The 13,834-nt window shown below is 57.5% G+C and carries 14 protein-coding genes and 2 pseudogenes; 6 read left to right on the forward strand and 10 right to left on the reverse strand.

Annotation, left to right across the window (positions count from 1 at the left end; translation table 11 throughout):
- A pseudogene (locus tag KGA97_RS26950) lies at window positions 1-297 on the forward strand (hypothetical protein); the annotation flags it as partial.
- A gap of 114 nt (window positions 298-411) precedes the next feature.
- Here KGA97_RS26950 and msrQ read toward each other — a convergent pair.
- The 6 genes from msrQ to KGA97_RS26980 all read right to left on the reverse strand — a co-directional run bounded on the left by msrQ (window position 412) and on the right by KGA97_RS26980 (window position 6,386).
- Complete coding sequence (msrQ, locus tag KGA97_RS26955; protein WP_223481824.1) at window positions 412-1,032, reverse strand: protein-methionine-sulfoxide reductase heme-binding subunit MsrQ; 621 nt, start codon at window positions 1,030-1,032, stop codon at window positions 412-414.
- Window positions 1,032-2,045: a protein-methionine-sulfoxide reductase catalytic subunit MsrP gene (gene msrP / locus KGA97_RS26960; RefSeq protein ID WP_008036422.1), complete on the reverse strand. Its 1,014-nt coding sequence runs from the start codon at window positions 2,043-2,045 to the stop codon at window positions 1,032-1,034. The genes msrQ and msrP overlap by 1 nt, the downstream gene beginning before the upstream one ends.
- 58 nt (window positions 2,046-2,103) lie before the next feature.
- Window positions 2,104-2,958: a CDP-diacylglycerol--serine O-phosphatidyltransferase gene (gene pssA, locus KGA97_RS26965; protein ID WP_008033154.1), complete on the reverse strand. Its 855-nt coding sequence runs from the start codon at window positions 2,956-2,958 to the stop codon at window positions 2,104-2,106.
- Between the two features lie 144 nt (window positions 2,959-3,102).
- Window positions 3,103-4,119: a ketol-acid reductoisomerase gene (gene ilvC / locus KGA97_RS26970; protein WP_003228216.1), complete on the reverse strand. Its 1,017-nt coding sequence runs from the start codon at window positions 4,117-4,119 to the stop codon at window positions 3,103-3,105.
- Between the two features lie 48 nt (window positions 4,120-4,167).
- Window positions 4,168-4,659 (reverse strand): acetolactate synthase small subunit, encoded by a 492-nt coding sequence (gene ilvN, locus KGA97_RS26975; RefSeq protein ID WP_003205610.1) that lies wholly within the window; start codon window positions 4,657-4,659, stop codon window positions 4,168-4,170.
- A 2-nt stretch (window positions 4,660-4,661) separates the two neighbouring features.
- Complete coding sequence (locus tag KGA97_RS26980) at window positions 4,662-6,386, reverse strand: acetolactate synthase 3 large subunit (RefSeq protein WP_192227972.1); 1,725 nt, start codon at window positions 6,384-6,386, stop codon at window positions 4,662-4,664.
- A gap of 400 nt (window positions 6,387-6,786) precedes the next feature.
- Between KGA97_RS26980 and KGA97_RS26985 the strand changes: the two genes are divergently transcribed.
- A complete protein-coding gene (locus KGA97_RS26985) occupies window positions 6,787-7,206 on the forward strand; it encodes a DUF4124 domain-containing protein (RefSeq protein WP_223481825.1) in 420 nt (139 codons plus the stop codon).
- Window positions 7,207-7,328: 122 nt separating this feature from the next.
- Here the strand turns inward: KGA97_RS26985 and KGA97_RS26990 are convergent, their stop codons facing one another.
- Genes KGA97_RS26990 through mrcB form a run of 3 tightly spaced genes read right to left on the reverse strand, consistent with a single transcriptional unit; the run spans window position 7,329 to window position 10,739 of the window.
- Window positions 7,329-7,664, reverse strand: coding sequence for a YqcC family protein (locus KGA97_RS26990; RefSeq protein ID WP_008036409.1), 336 nt, complete (start codon window positions 7,662-7,664; stop codon window positions 7,329-7,331).
- Complete coding sequence (locus KGA97_RS26995) at window positions 7,664-8,398, reverse strand: tetratricopeptide repeat protein (RefSeq protein ID WP_008036407.1); 735 nt, start codon at window positions 8,396-8,398, stop codon at window positions 7,664-7,666. The genes KGA97_RS26990 and KGA97_RS26995 overlap by 1 nt, the downstream gene beginning before the upstream one ends.
- Before the next feature lie 16 nt (window positions 8,399-8,414).
- Window positions 8,415-10,739, reverse strand: coding sequence for a penicillin-binding protein 1B (gene mrcB, locus KGA97_RS27000; protein ID WP_192420004.1), 2,325 nt, complete (start codon window positions 10,737-10,739; stop codon window positions 8,415-8,417).
- A 117-nt stretch (window positions 10,740-10,856) separates the two neighbouring features.
- Between mrcB and KGA97_RS27005 the strand changes: the two genes are divergently transcribed.
- From KGA97_RS27005 to KGA97_RS27020, 4 genes and pseudogenes are all read left to right on the forward strand, one after another.
- Window positions 10,857-12,413 carry an AAA family ATPase gene (locus KGA97_RS27005; protein ID WP_008036398.1) on the forward strand — a complete coding sequence of 519 codons (1,557 nt, stop codon included), beginning with the start codon at window positions 10,857-10,859 and terminating at the stop codon, window positions 12,411-12,413.
- A gap of 91 nt (window positions 12,414-12,504) precedes the next feature.
- On the forward strand, window positions 12,505-12,849 hold the full coding sequence (locus KGA97_RS27010; protein WP_008033166.1) for a pentapeptide repeat-containing protein: 345 nt from the start codon (window positions 12,505-12,507) through the stop codon (window positions 12,847-12,849).
- A 260-nt stretch (window positions 12,850-13,109) separates the two neighbouring features.
- A complete protein-coding gene (locus KGA97_RS27015; protein WP_007971093.1) occupies window positions 13,110-13,382 on the forward strand; it encodes a TfoX/Sxy family protein in 273 nt (90 codons plus the stop codon).
- Between the two features lie 14 nt (window positions 13,383-13,396).
- Window positions 13,397-13,516, forward strand: a pseudogene (locus KGA97_RS27020) (cAMP-binding protein); the annotation flags it as partial.
- Window positions 13,517-13,617: 101 nt separating this feature from the next.
- On the opposite strand, the gene KGA97_RS27025 reads toward KGA97_RS27020, so the two are convergent.
- Window positions 13,618-13,834 (reverse strand): hypothetical protein (locus tag KGA97_RS27025; protein ID WP_223481826.1); only part of this gene is annotated, 217 nt, incomplete at its 5' end.

The raw sequence follows: 13,834 nt of genomic DNA on the forward strand, positions 1-13,834 counted from the left end.
GAATTGCTTGATTCAGTTGTTAAAGAGCGGTTGGTTAAGATCTTTCGTCTCAACCGAGGCGCGCATTCTACAGCGTCCTCTGTATCTGTCAAGCGGTTATTTTCAGAAGCTTTCAAAGTTTCCTTTGTAACTTCAACCACTTGCGCTTCCGATCTCTCGTTAGCGGGAGGCGAATTCTACAGCGTTACTCGCTGCTGTCAACACCTCTTTTTCTCCGCTTTCGACCGAGAAGATCGAATCGCCAAAAGAGCCAAACAACAGCGCTCTTTCAACTCCTTCTGGGCTTCGATGATCTGAAGCAACTCGCTGTCGAAAACTGCGTAACTCTTTGTTTACCAAGGAGTTTTCCGTTTCGACTGCGCCGGAAGTGGGGCGAATTATAGACTTCCAGAATCTGCCGTCAACACCTAATTATGCTTTTCTTTCAGAAGATGTCTTTTTAGCTATTAAACGTGGAATTCGACGAGCGACAGGCGGTAACCGCAACACCAATAGCAGTGCGCCTATAGAGGCATAGACAGCCCACTCCTTCAGATCGGCACGCACGATCCACAACATATGCAGCAAGCCAAGACCGAGAACCCCATAAGCCAGTCGATGCAGTTTCTTCCAGCCAGCCCCCAGCCGACGTTGACTGTAGCGGTTGGAGGTTATCGCCAACGCCAGCAAACAAAGGAACCCCAGCACACCGATAATAATGTATGGCCGCTTGCGTAACTCGACCCCCAGCTGCGACCAATCAAAGCCAAGAATGAACGCTATATAGCCACTCAGATGGAGAACTACATAAGCGAAGCACCACAAACCCAGCTGCCGTCGGACAGCAATCCACCCCGCCCAACCGGTGAGCTTCAGCAACGGCGTGAAACTCAATGTAATAAGCAGCAGTACAAGCGTCCCCAACCCCAACCGATCAACCAGCACCTTGCCCGGATCCGGCCCCAGCACATCCGCCCAAGCCTGATAGAGCCAGAGCAGCGGCCATACCGCAGCAGCGATGAAGACACTCACTCGCCAGAACGGATATCGCATCAGTAGTTCTTCCGCAGATCGAGCCCTGTATATAGAGAAGCAACTTCGTCCGAGTAGCCGTTGAACATCTGCGTGTCACGCACATTGGGCTTGAACAGACCGCTCGGTAAACGACGCTCCCGAGCCTGCGTCCAGCGCGGATGATCGACTGTCGGATTTACGTTGGCATAGAAGCCGTACTCGTCCGCAGCAATGCTTTGCCAGGTGGTTTTCGGTTGCTCGCTGACCAGACTGATCCGCACGATGGATTTGACGCTCTTGAAGCCGTACTTCCACGGCACCACCAGGCGCAGAGGCGCGCCGTTCTGGTTAGGCAACTCACGCCCGTACATGCCCACTGCAAGAATCGCCAACGGATTCATCGCCTCGTCCAGACGCAGCCCTTCTACATAGGGCCAGTCGATCAGGGCAAAACCAGAGCGCTGCCCTGGCATGGTCTTAGGGTCCTGCAGCGTTTCGAGGCGAATGAATTTTGCCTTGGAGGTTGGCTCAACAACATTGAGCAACGCAGAGATGGGAAATCCGATCCATGGAATGACCATCGACCAGGCCTCTACACAGCGAAGACGATAGATGCGCTCCTCCAGCTGATAAGGCTTCATGAAGTCCTCCAGCGCATATCGCCCCGGCTTACCCACCTCCCCGTCCACCACCACGCTCCACGGTTCGGTTTTCAGAGAACCGGCGTTGGCGGCCGGATCACCCTTGTCGGTACCGAACTCATAGAAGTTGTTGTAGTGGGTCGCGTCCTTGAACGGCGTGATCGCCTCATCCTTGACGGTGACCGCGCCCCACTTGGTAGAAGGGAGTTTTTCGGCAAACCAGGATGGCGCGTTGCCCGCCTCGACATCCGCGTATCGCGCGGCATCGTCAGCACTGGCCCAACGCGGCAAGCTGCTCACAGCCAAGCCGGCAACGGCGGCGCCCAATACATTACGACGAGATAGATAGAGGGATTCAGGCGTGACATCCGACTCATGGCAGTCGGATGACTTGGGGACTTTGATCAGCATGGCAACTCCGCAGCATTGGAGGACAGATGCACCAATAGACTGCGGAGTATGAGGGAAATTACACGCTTTTGTGCCGACGAAGACGTAACAGGTATTGAACCGGGCCAGACGCTGCATAGGCGAGGAAAACCAGCAGCAGGATGCGCGGCGGATCACTGAACACGACGGCAAACACCAGCACCACGGCCAGGATCGCCACGAAAGGTACGCGCCCTTTCAGGTCCAGCTCCTTGAAGCTGTTGTACTTGATGTTGCTGACCATCAGCATGCCGGCGGCCGCAACCATCAGCGCGACCAGGAAAGACATCTTGGAACCCTGAATGCCGTAATCGCTGAACGCCCAGACAATACCCGCAACCACACCCGCCGCAGCCGGACTGGCCAGGCCGATGAAGTAGCGCTTGTCGGCGGTGCCCACCTGGGTGTTGAAACGTGCCAGGCGCAACGCAGCGCCGGCGACATAAATAAAGGCGACCATCCAGCCGACCTTGCCCATATCGCCCAAGGCCCAGCCAAATGCCAGCAGTGCCGGCGCGACACCGAAGGCGACCATATCGGACAGCGAGTCGTACTCGGCACCGAAGGCACTCTGGGTGTTGGTCATACGGGCAACGCGACCGTCGAGACCGTCGAGCACCATGGCGACAAAAATGGCGATCGCGGCAAACGCAAAATACTTGCTCGCGCCAATCGCATCACCTGCACTCAAGGCACTCTGGGCACTCATTGAATTGATGATGGAATAGAACCCTGCGAACAGGTTCGCAGTGGTGAACAGATTCGGCAGAAGATAGATACCACGATGCCGGACTTTACGGCCTTCAGCGTCATGCCCTTCTTCGACGTGTTCATCGATGGGCAGCAGGCTTTCGGCGTCAGAAGCCTGGTTTGGCTCTTCGGGACGTTCGCTCATGGACATTACCTTGCAACGGGGTGGAAAGTTTCGACAGGTGTCTGGGACGACGGTTCGGCCACAAACGATGCAGCTTTATACCAGAACCAGCCTCCTAAACGAAAAAACGCGGCCTAGGCCGCGTTTTCCGTACAAGTGTGCGACTTAGTTTTTGGCTTTGTCGACGATCTTGTTGGCACCGATCCACGGCATCATGGAGCGCAGTTGCTCGCCGATGATTTCGATACCGTGAGCGGCGTTGTTACGACGCTTGGCGGTCATCGAAGGATAGCCGGTTGCGCCTTCGCTGATGAACATCTTGGCGTATTCGCCGTCCTGAATACGTTTCAGGGCGTTGCGCATGGCCTGACGGGATTCGGCGTTGATCACTTCCGGACCAGTCACGTACTCGCCGTATTCAGCGTTGTTGGAGATCGAGTAGTTCATGTTGGCGATACCGCCTTCGTACATGAGGTCAACGATCAGTTTCAGTTCGTGCAGGCATTCGAAGTAGGCCATTTCTGGCGCGTAGCCAGCTTCAACCAAGGTTTCGAAACCGGCTTTGACCAGTTCAACGGTACCACCGCACAGAACGGCTTGTTCGCCGAACAGGTCGGTTTCGGTCTCGTCCTTGAAAGTGGTTTCGATGATACCGGTACGACCGCCACCAACGCCGGCAGCGTAGGACAGTGCAACGTTTTTGGCGTTGCCGGAAGCATCCTGATAGATAGCGATCAGGTCAGGGATACCGCCGCCTTTGACGAACTCGGAACGCACGGTGTGGCCCGGTGCTTTCGGCGCGATCATGATCACGTCGAGGTCAGCGCGCGGAACAACCTGGTTGTAGTGGATCGCGAAGCCGTGGGAGAAGGCCAGGGTGGCGCCTTTCTTGATGTTCGGCTCGATTTCGTTTTTGTACAGGGAGGACTGGAACTCGTCCGGGGTCAGGATCATGACCAGGTCGGCAGCCGCAACAGCGGAAGCAACGTCGGTCACTTTCAGGCCGTGAGCTTCGGCTTTGGCAACGGTCGCCGAACCTTTACGCAGGCCAACAGTGACGTCAACGCCGGAGTCTTTCAGGTTGCACGCTTGAGCGTGGCCTTGGGAACCGTAACCGATGATGGCAACTTTCTTGCCCTGGATGATCGACAGGTCGCAGTCTTTATCGTAGAAAACTTTCATGAATTTCCCCTATATATCCAGGCCGTTCAGGCCATTCGCTAATTTGGTTTAGATGCTGAGTACTTTGTCGCCGCGAGCAATACCGGTTACGCCGCTGCGGACGGTTTCCAGGATCGACGCGGTGCCGATGGACTGAATGAAGCTGTCGAGCTTGTCGCTGGTACCGGTCAATTGAACGGTATACACGCTAGCGCTGACATCAACGATCTGCCCACGGTAAATATCGGTGGTGCGCTTGATCTCGGCGCGCTGGGCGCCGGTGGCCTTGACCTTGACCAGCATCAGTTCGCGCTCGATGTGAGCACTTTCCGACAGGTCGACCAGTTTGACCACTTCGATCAGCTTGTTCAGGTTCTTGGTGATCTGCTCGATGATCTCATCGTGCCCCACGGTGGTCAGCGTCAGACGCGACAAAGTCGGGTCTTCGGTTGGCGCCACGGTCAGGCTTTCGATGTTGTAGTTGCGCTGCGAGAACAGGCCGACTACACGCGACAGAGCACCGGGTTCGTTTTCCAGAAGCAAGGAAATAATGTGCCGCATGATTAAGTACGCTCCGTCTTGCTCAGCCACATATCGCGCATGGAGCCGTCTTTGATCTGCATCGGATAGACGTGCTCGCTGGTGTCGACTGCAATATCGATGACCACCAGGCGATCCTTCATGGCGAATGCTTCTTCCATCTGCGACTTCAAGTCTTTCGAGTCGGTGATGCGCACGCCGACATGGCCATAGGCCTCTGCCAGCTTGACGAAGTCAGGCAACGATTCCATGTAGGAGTGCGAGTGACGGCTACCGTAGCTCATGTCCTGCCACTGACGAACCATACCCAGAACGCCGTTGTTCAGGATGACGATTTTGACCGGCAAACCATATTGCAGACAGGTGGACAGTTCCTGAATGTTCATCTGGATACTGCCCTCGCCCGTTACGCAGGCGACGTCGGCATCCGGAAAGCTCAACTTGATACCCATGGCCGCCGGGAAACCGAAGCCCATGGTGCCCAGGCCACCGGAGTTGATCCAGCGGTTCGGCTTGTTGAACTTGTAGTACTGCGCCGCGAACATTTGGTGCTGACCCACGTCGGAGGCAACAAAGGCATCGCCCTTGGTCACTTCGCACAGGGTTTCGATCACGGTCTGCGGCTTGATGACACTGCCGTCGCCCTTGTCGTAAGGGAACAGGCCGCGATCACCGCGCCACTCATCAACTTGCTTCCACCAACTGGCAACGGACTCCTTGTTCGGGGTCTCGCCGATTTCCTTGAGGATCGCGACCATTTCGGTCAGGACGCTTTCCACCGGGCCAACGATCGGCACGTCGGCCTTGATGGTCTTGGAGATCGAAGCCGGGTCGATGTCGATGTGAATGATCTTGGCATTCGGGCAGAACTTCGACGCGCCGTTGATGACACGATCGTCGAAGCGTGCGCCGACTGCGAGGATCACGTCAGCATGGTGCATCGCCAGGTTGGCGGTGTAGCTGCCGTGCATGCCGAGCATGCCGATGAACTGACGGTCGGTGCCAGGGTAGGCACCCAGACCCATCAGGGTATTGGTCACTGGCAGGTTGAGCATCTTCGCCAACTCGGTCAGCGGCGCGGAGCCACCACCAAGAATCACACCGCCGCCTGCGTACATCACAGGGCGCTTGGCCGCCAGGAGCATTTCGGCTGCCTTGCGGATTTGTCCGGAGTGACCGCGAACGGCCGGGCTGTAGGAACGCAGCTTGGCTTTTTTCGGGAAGATGTATTCGAACTTCTCGGCCGGGTTGGTCATGTCTTTCGGGATATCGACAACGACCGGACCAGGACGACCGGATTGCGCCAGGTAGAACGCTTTCTTCATGACTTCCGGGATTTCCGACGCGTGCTTGATCATGAAGCTGTGCTTCACGATCGGCCGGGAGATACCGATCATGTCGGTTTCCTGGAACGCATCGGTGCCAACCATGTTGCTAGGCACCTGGCCGGAAATGACCACCATCGGAATGGAGTCCATGTAGGCCGTGGCAATACCGGTAATGGCGTTGGTTGCGCCCGGGCCGGAGGTCACCAGTACCACACCGGCTTTACCGGTGGCACGGGCGTAGCCGTCAGCCATATGGGTCGCAGCCTGCTCGTGACGAACCAGGATGTGGGTCACTTCCGGTTCTTTGAACAGGGCATCGTAAACATGAAGAAGAGCACCACCCGGGTACCCGTAGATGTACTTGACGCCTTCGTCACGCAAAAAGCGGACGAGCATCTCACCGCCAGATAAAAGCTCCACGTTGTTCACCTCTAAAACGCCAGAATACCGCCCACATACAAGAGGACGGGTCTTAATAGGTTTACTTCTCGGCAGAGCATGAGCGACGGTGGTCGCCGACTACGTCAGCACTGACTGAGCAAGTATTGGGATCGTCCCAAGTGTTGCGGGCCTTTCCCACCCAGCGCGAGGTAACGCGTTGCGGGTGTAACAGGTCGGCGCGGATGTGCGCCTCATGATCTGCCGAGTGGGTCTGCTTCTGGCAGTCCCTCTACAGCGGACTTTGGATTCTTCTGTTTCGTCCCCTGCAAGTCAAGTCGTCAATGTGCTTTATTGAAGTAAGCACATGAGAAAGCAAGAAAAAACCGCTAAACAGCAACTGTGTTAGCTTCAATTGCGCAACCCAATACAAGGAAATGGCATGCGAACGTTTTTCCTGACCGCCAGCCTGCTGATCGCCATCAGCCCTTTGTGCATGGCCGCTCAGATTTACACGTGGGTCGATGAACAAGGCGTTACCCACTTCGATGCACAACCGCCCCAGGGCCGGCAAGCCAAGACCGTGGTCACGCCCTCCTCTGCAAACAAGCCGGCTACGCTGCCCCGCAGTAACGCCATTGGCGATCAACAGGCCATCGATAAGACCGTTAAAAAACAGGTCGCCGAGCAGCAAGCGCAGCTAAAGGTATTCTGCGAGCAGGCGCGGACGAACCTGGCTCAACTGCAGAACAATCCGCGGATACGGGAGGATGTCGAGGGTGAGATGCGCCGCCTGACCGACGAGCAACGTCAGGAACGGACTGCTGAAGCGCAAAGACAGATCGCTGAAAACTGCCAGTAGATACCTGTAGGAGCAGAGCTTGCTCCGGGCGGCGTTCCGACGAAGGCGGCGTAACATTCAAAAGATATGTTGAATGTTACGCCGCCTTCGCGAGCAAGCTCTGCTCCTACAAGAAATCGGGGTTAGCGGGAGGCGGTGATCAGTTGGTCGAACTCTTTGAGCAGCACCTGCAACTGCCGATCCTTGCCCTGGACATTGCGGCTGGCGAAGACCATTTCCGCCATCTCCTGAATGCCCGAGGCATTGGGCAACGGCAAATCCTGCTCGAGGATCGCTTTCATGCGCGGCAGGAAAATCCATTGCAGCCACTGCTCGAAATCCAGCGTATCGACCGAAAAGGGCTCGACACTGGACAGTGCTTCAACCGATGGCGAGACCTCGTCCCACCACCCCTGAACCCGCAACTCGCGCTCGATCAACAACAGCTGCTCGGCAATTTTCGGAAAGCGTGCGTCCATCACAGCGAAACCTTGGCCTTCTGACGGGCCAGTGCAGCGCCAGCGGAATCACCCTGCTTATCACGTGCCTGACCGATCAATTCCCACAGACTGGCCTGAAGTGCCGGACGCCCATTGGCGAGGGTCAGACCACGACGAGCGAACTGCTCGGCTTGTGCCGCATCACCTTGGGCCATGCGAACCTGCGCCAGACGATAAAGCACTTGCGGCTCACGCGGTGCAACACGCTGGGCGCGCTCCAGACTGGAAGAAGCACCGTTGAGGTCACCGCCAGCCTGTTGCTGCTGAGCAGTGGTCAGCAGCGCCAATACCGGACCGTCCAGCTGTTCATCAGCTGACAGACCACCGGCGCTCGACGAAGGAATGCCGCTCGGTGTCGATGGCATGCTGTAGCTGCCCTGATTGATCGGGGCCGACTGGACTGGCGAAGTGTCGATCGGACCCGAAGTGATCGGGCCTGGCGTAATCGGCGAAGTGCTGATCGGTGCCGATGCAACTGCACCGCCACCCGGCACCATCACCACGACGCCGGTGTCACCTTGCGGGATCGCCTGGGTCTGGGATTGCACAGGACGTTTAACCGTCGTTTGACGAAAACCGCCATTGGCCGAAACACGTTCACTGTTGGAAACGGCGCTGCCGGAATCCACAACCGGAATCGAACCACGCTGTACGCTGGAGCAACCGCTGAGCAAAGCCACGGCGGCAACCGCTGGAATCAACCATTTGTTCACTTGAAACCCTCTTTGCTTAATTCATCCAGCCCTTGACCCAATCCATCACCGTTTCACCGTTAACAGGGCTTTCGCCACCGCAAGCAGCGCCGGGAGGCGGTTCGCTGCCGCGAATATACGGCATCTGCACGGCGCCTGGGCAGTTGGCATCAGAGCCTTGTCCGGTATGTGAATCGACCCAGGCCTGAACCACATTATCCGGCTGCGGCATGTCCAGCGGCAACGGATCAGCCTTGCGCATGAAACTGGTCCAGACCTGCAACGCGCCAGTGGCACCGGTAAACGGGGTCTTGCCGTTGTCATCGCGCCCCAGCCACACCACCGCCAGCAAATCCTGACTGAAGCCGGCGAACCAGCTGTCTCGCGAATCGTTACTGGTACCGGTCTTGCCCGCCAGCGTCAGGGTTTTCGGTAACACGTTGTAAACCGAACTGCCGGTGCCTTCGCGCATGACCCGCTGCATGGCACTCTGGATCAGGTAAATGGACGCCGGATCGAAACGCTGCTGAATCTGGAACGGATACCGCTTGAGCGGCTCGCCTTCCGCCGTCAGCACGCTACGAATCCCGCGCATCGGCGTATTGAAGCCACCGTTGGCGAGGGTCTGGTACATGGTCGCCACTTCGATCGGGGTCATGCCGCCAGCACCCAGCAGCATCGACGGGAATGCTGGAAACTCGCGACTGACACCCAGGCGCGCCAGCGTCTTCAAGACATTCGGCACGCCCACCGCCAACCCGAGACGCGCGGTCGACAGGTTGTAGGAGTGCGCCAGGCCCTGATAAAGGAAAACAGTGCCATGGGAGCGGCGATCATAGTTTTGCGGTTTCCAGACCTGCCCGTCCGCGCCTTTTACCGAGAAGGATTCGTCTGACAGCCAGCTGGTCAACGTGTACTGGCTAGGTTTCTCAAGGGCTGTCAGATAAACCGCCGGCTTGATCAACGAACCGATCGGTCGCACAGCATCCAGCGCCCGGTTGAAACCGGCGAAGCTCGCCTGGCGACTGCCGATCATGGCCTGGACTTCACCGGTTTCCGGGTTGGTCACGACCATCGCTGCTTCAACGTCATCAGAGCCTTTGCGACCGGACAAGCGCTTGAACGTATCGTTGACCGACGCTTCCGCTTTCATCTGCAAAATAGGATCGAAACTGGTGAAGATCCGCAGGCCTTCTTCGGTCAAGTCTTCGTCGCGATAGTCTTCGCGCAGTTGACGTTTAACCAGGTCGAGAAACCCAGGGAACGAACTGTCGGCCAGTTTGCCGCGCGTCGTCACGCCCAAAGGCATTTTCTTCGCCGCCGCGACCTGCTCGGCGGTGGCGACGCCTTGCTGCTCAAGCACATCGAGCACCAGGTTGCGCCGCTCGAGCGCCCGTTCCGGATTGCGACGCGGGTTGTAATAGGACGGTCCCTTGACCATGCCCACCAGCATCGCGACTTGATGCAGTTTCAGTTCGGACAACGGCTGCCCGAAGAAGAACTGGCTGGCGAGACCGAAACCGTGCACCGCGCGCTGGCCATCCTGACCGACGAACACTTCATTGAGGTAAGCCTCAAGAATCTCCCGCTTGTCGTAATGCAGCTCAAGCAGCATCGCCATCATGGCTTCGGTGAGTTTGCGGCTCAGGCTGCGTTCGCTGGTCAGGTAGAAGTTCTTGACCAACTGTTGCGTCAGGGTACTACCGCCCTGGGTCATCTTGCCGCCAGAGGTGTTGACCCAGATGGCGCGGACAATCGACTTCGGCGACACGCCCCAGTGGCTATAGAAGTCCCGGTCTTCTACAGCGACCAGGGTTTCCAGCAGATACGGCGGCACCTGATCGATGTTGATCAGAATGCGGTCTTCGAGATTCTTCGGATAAATCCCGCCGATCAGCAGCGGCTCCAGCCGTACCACAGAAAGCTTCGAACCGTTGGTCGCCGAAAGTTCGGCCACGTAGTCGCCGGAGAATCGCACGCGCACGGGCTGGGCGTTCTCCATGCCTTCATAGAACTGGAAACCACGGGTATTCAAGTCAACGGTGTTGCCGTTGACCGCTGCTGCGCCGGGGCCGTTGCTCACGCTTTCGCGGCGATAGCCCAAGGCGTCGAGCTCGGTGAGGAAGTCTTCCTTGCTCAGCTTCTGGCCGGTGAACAGCTCGAGCGGGCGCGCATACACCTTGGCCGGGATAGTCCAGCGCTTGCCGGAGAACTTCTCCTGGACAATAGCGTCGAGGTAAACCGCGAACCCGGCGAGCACCACAAGGCCGACCAGACTGAGTTTAAGGGCCCAGCCCAGCCAAGGGCGCAGGCCCCTGGAAGGTGGTTTTTTGGGGGTACGGGGGGATCGAGTACGAGTCATGGCGCCGGATTATACGCACTTTATTCATACTCAACAGGAGCCCGCCGAGGTTTGCGTCGGGCGGACTTGCGGCCATAATGGCGGCCGTGAATTTTCCCAGACTCTGAAGGAACGCCTGTGAGCCAGTCCCTGATCGCCGCCCTGCAAAACCCGGCCCTTTACCCGCATCCGGTAGACGGGTTTCAGCTCATCGAAACCCACATCTCCTGGGTCATTCTCACAGGCGCTTTCGCTTATAAAGTGAAGAAACCCGTCAATTTCGGCTTCCTCGACTTCACCAGCCTCGATGCCCGCGAGCATTTCTGTGGTGAAGAACTGCGCCTGAACCAGCGCCTGACCAATGATTTGTATCTCGAAGTATTGCCGATTACCGGCAGCGCCGAAGCGCCACAACTGGGCGGCGACGGTCCGGTCATCGAATACGCGCTGAAAATGCGTCAGTTCCCACAGAGCCAACTGCTCAGCACGCTGCAAGCCAACGGCGAATTGACCACCGCGCACATCGACGAGATGGCCGCACAGATCGCGCAATTCCACCTCACCGCACCAAAGGTGCCTGCGGAACACGAAGCCGGCACGCCGGACAGCGTCATGGCGCCAGTGCGGCAGAACTTCGAGCAGATCCGCCCGTTCCTGAGTGACAAGGCAGACCTGCTGCAACTCGATGCCTTGCAAGCCTGGGCCGAAAGCAGCTTCGAACGCCTCAAGCCACTGTTTGCCCAGCGTAAGGCTGAGGGGTTCATCCGCGAGTGCCACGGTGATATCCACCTGGGCAACGCCACCGTGATCGATGGCAAGGTCGTGATCTTCGACTGCATCGAATTCAACGAGCCGTTCCGCTTCACCGACGTCTATGCCGACACCGGCTTCCTGGCGATGGACCTTGAAGACCGCGGCCTGAAGAGCCTGGCCCGTCGCTTTATCAGCCAATACCTGGAGTTGACCGGCGATTACCAGGGCCTGGAACTGCTGAACTTCTATAAAGCCTACCGTGCGCTGGTTCGCGCCAAGGTCAGCCTGTTCAGCATGCCGGCCGAGGCCGACCCGGTGCAGCGCGCCACGACCCTGCGCCAGTACCGCAACTATGCAAATCTGGCGGAAAGCTACAGCACCATTCCTTCGCGCTTCATGGCCATCACCCACGGCGTTTCCGCTGTTGGCAAAAGCCACGTGGCCATGCGTCTGGTGGAAGCGCTGGGCGCAATTCGCCTGCGTTCCGATGTCGAGCGCAAACGCCTGTTCGGCGAACAAACTGTCGCCAACGATCCGCAAGCCGGCATTTATAGCGCCGACGCCAGCGCCGCAACCTACACTCGCCTGCATGAAATCGCCGCGGTCATCCTGCGCGCCGGTTTCCCAGTGGTGGTCGATGCCACTTACCTCAAGCGCGACCAGCGTGACGGCGCGGCGAAAATTGCCGAAGCCACCGGCGCGCCGTTCCTGATCCTTGATTGCAACGCGCCACAAGCGGTGATCGAAAGCTGGCTGGCCCTGCGCCAGGCAGACAAAAAGGATCCATCCGACGCCAATCTGGCCGTTATCGAAGCGCAGCAAGCCAATCGTGAAGCCCTGACGCCAGAAGAGATTCTGTGCAGCAAACGCGTGCAGACCAATGAAAGCGGGACCCTCGACACCGTCGTTGCGCAAATTCGCCAACGCCTGCCGGGCCTGTAAGAAAGTATTTCAGCCGTGGAGCCTTCGCTGGCTTCACGGCTGTCAAATAGTGGCACTATACTGGCGTCATAAAACCAACAGGTGATGTGACATGAGCCAGCCGAAACTTCTCGACACCCCGCTTTATGCCTTACTGCACAAAGACGACATCACAGGTTTCAACAACGAACGTCCAAAAGACGGACCTATCGACATGGTCGGTGGTGACTTCCGAGGCCTGGACCTGCGCGAACTGAATGCCGACGGCATCGACTTTACCGATGCTTACTTCCGCTCTGCCGACTTGCGCGGCATCGATTTCAGCAACTCAAACCTGGAAGGCGCAAGCCTGGCCCACGCGCAGATCTCCGGCGCCTACTTTCCGCGAGAGCTGAGTGCCGACGAAATTCTGATGTCGATGAATTTCGGTACACGCCTGCGTTATCGAACCCGTTAAAAACGACCGATAACTGACATGTCCAGTGCTCAGCCTTGGCGCCCCCCCCGCCTTGCGCTGGACTGTGGGTGTTTTCAGCTTGAGAACTTGACGCCCTTCCGCCTTTTCCTACCTTGCTCGCGTATTTTTACGCTGCACATCGGAGTCGCTTCTTAGAAGCATTTGCTCCGAAACCGACCAAACAATCACGCTTTTCCTACTGATGGCTACACTCCTCAGAAGCTTGCCCACGCACCGTTCGGCCGTCGCAAGGAGGCTTGATGAATGATGAACTGCAGCACCTGAAGAATCTTGGCAAGACATCGGCGCAGTGGCTGCATGCCGTGGGCATCCACAGCGCCTCGGACTTGCGTCGCCTGGGGGCGGTGGATGCCTATCGGGCTGTGCGCACGCGCGGGTTCCGGGCATCCAAGGTGTTGTTATATGCGATCGAAGGCGCGCTGATGGATGTGCATTGGAACGACATCCCCGCCGAGCGCAAGGAAGCCCTGAATAAACAGTTGGAAGCGATCTCGTCACGCCACAAGAATTGAACGGGAGCGAAGGAGAGTTTCTCAGCCTCACTCAAGGCAATCCGAAGATCGCCCACAGCCTGATCGAGAGCGTGGACCGACGCATTGACCTGCTGAACAAGCACACCACGCAGCTGAGCTCATCAGGAATGTAGTCTGAAGCCCAATGATTTCAGGGCTTCTCGCCAAGCAACTGACAATATTCGAGGAAATGAAAAATCAGCGGTTGACTTGGTAATGAGAATCGCTATGATTATCACAACTGGTCGCGAGACTGGTCGATATTTGAAAAGCCCTTGGTTCGGACTCTCAGATATCTCCTCATCAGGCTAATCACGGTTATTTGACCCGGCTCTTGCCGGGTCTTTTTTTGCCTGCGCAAAAGTCCCCCGGCAAAACCGATCCCCTGTAGGAGCCGGCTTGCTGGCGATGGCGGGTTATCAGTCAACGCATTTAGTGACTGACCCATCGCC

The organism is Pseudomonas sp. BF-B-15, assembly GCF_019946675.1.
Classification (GTDB): domain Bacteria; phylum Pseudomonadota; class Gammaproteobacteria; order Pseudomonadales; family Pseudomonadaceae; genus Aquipseudomonas; species Aquipseudomonas migulae.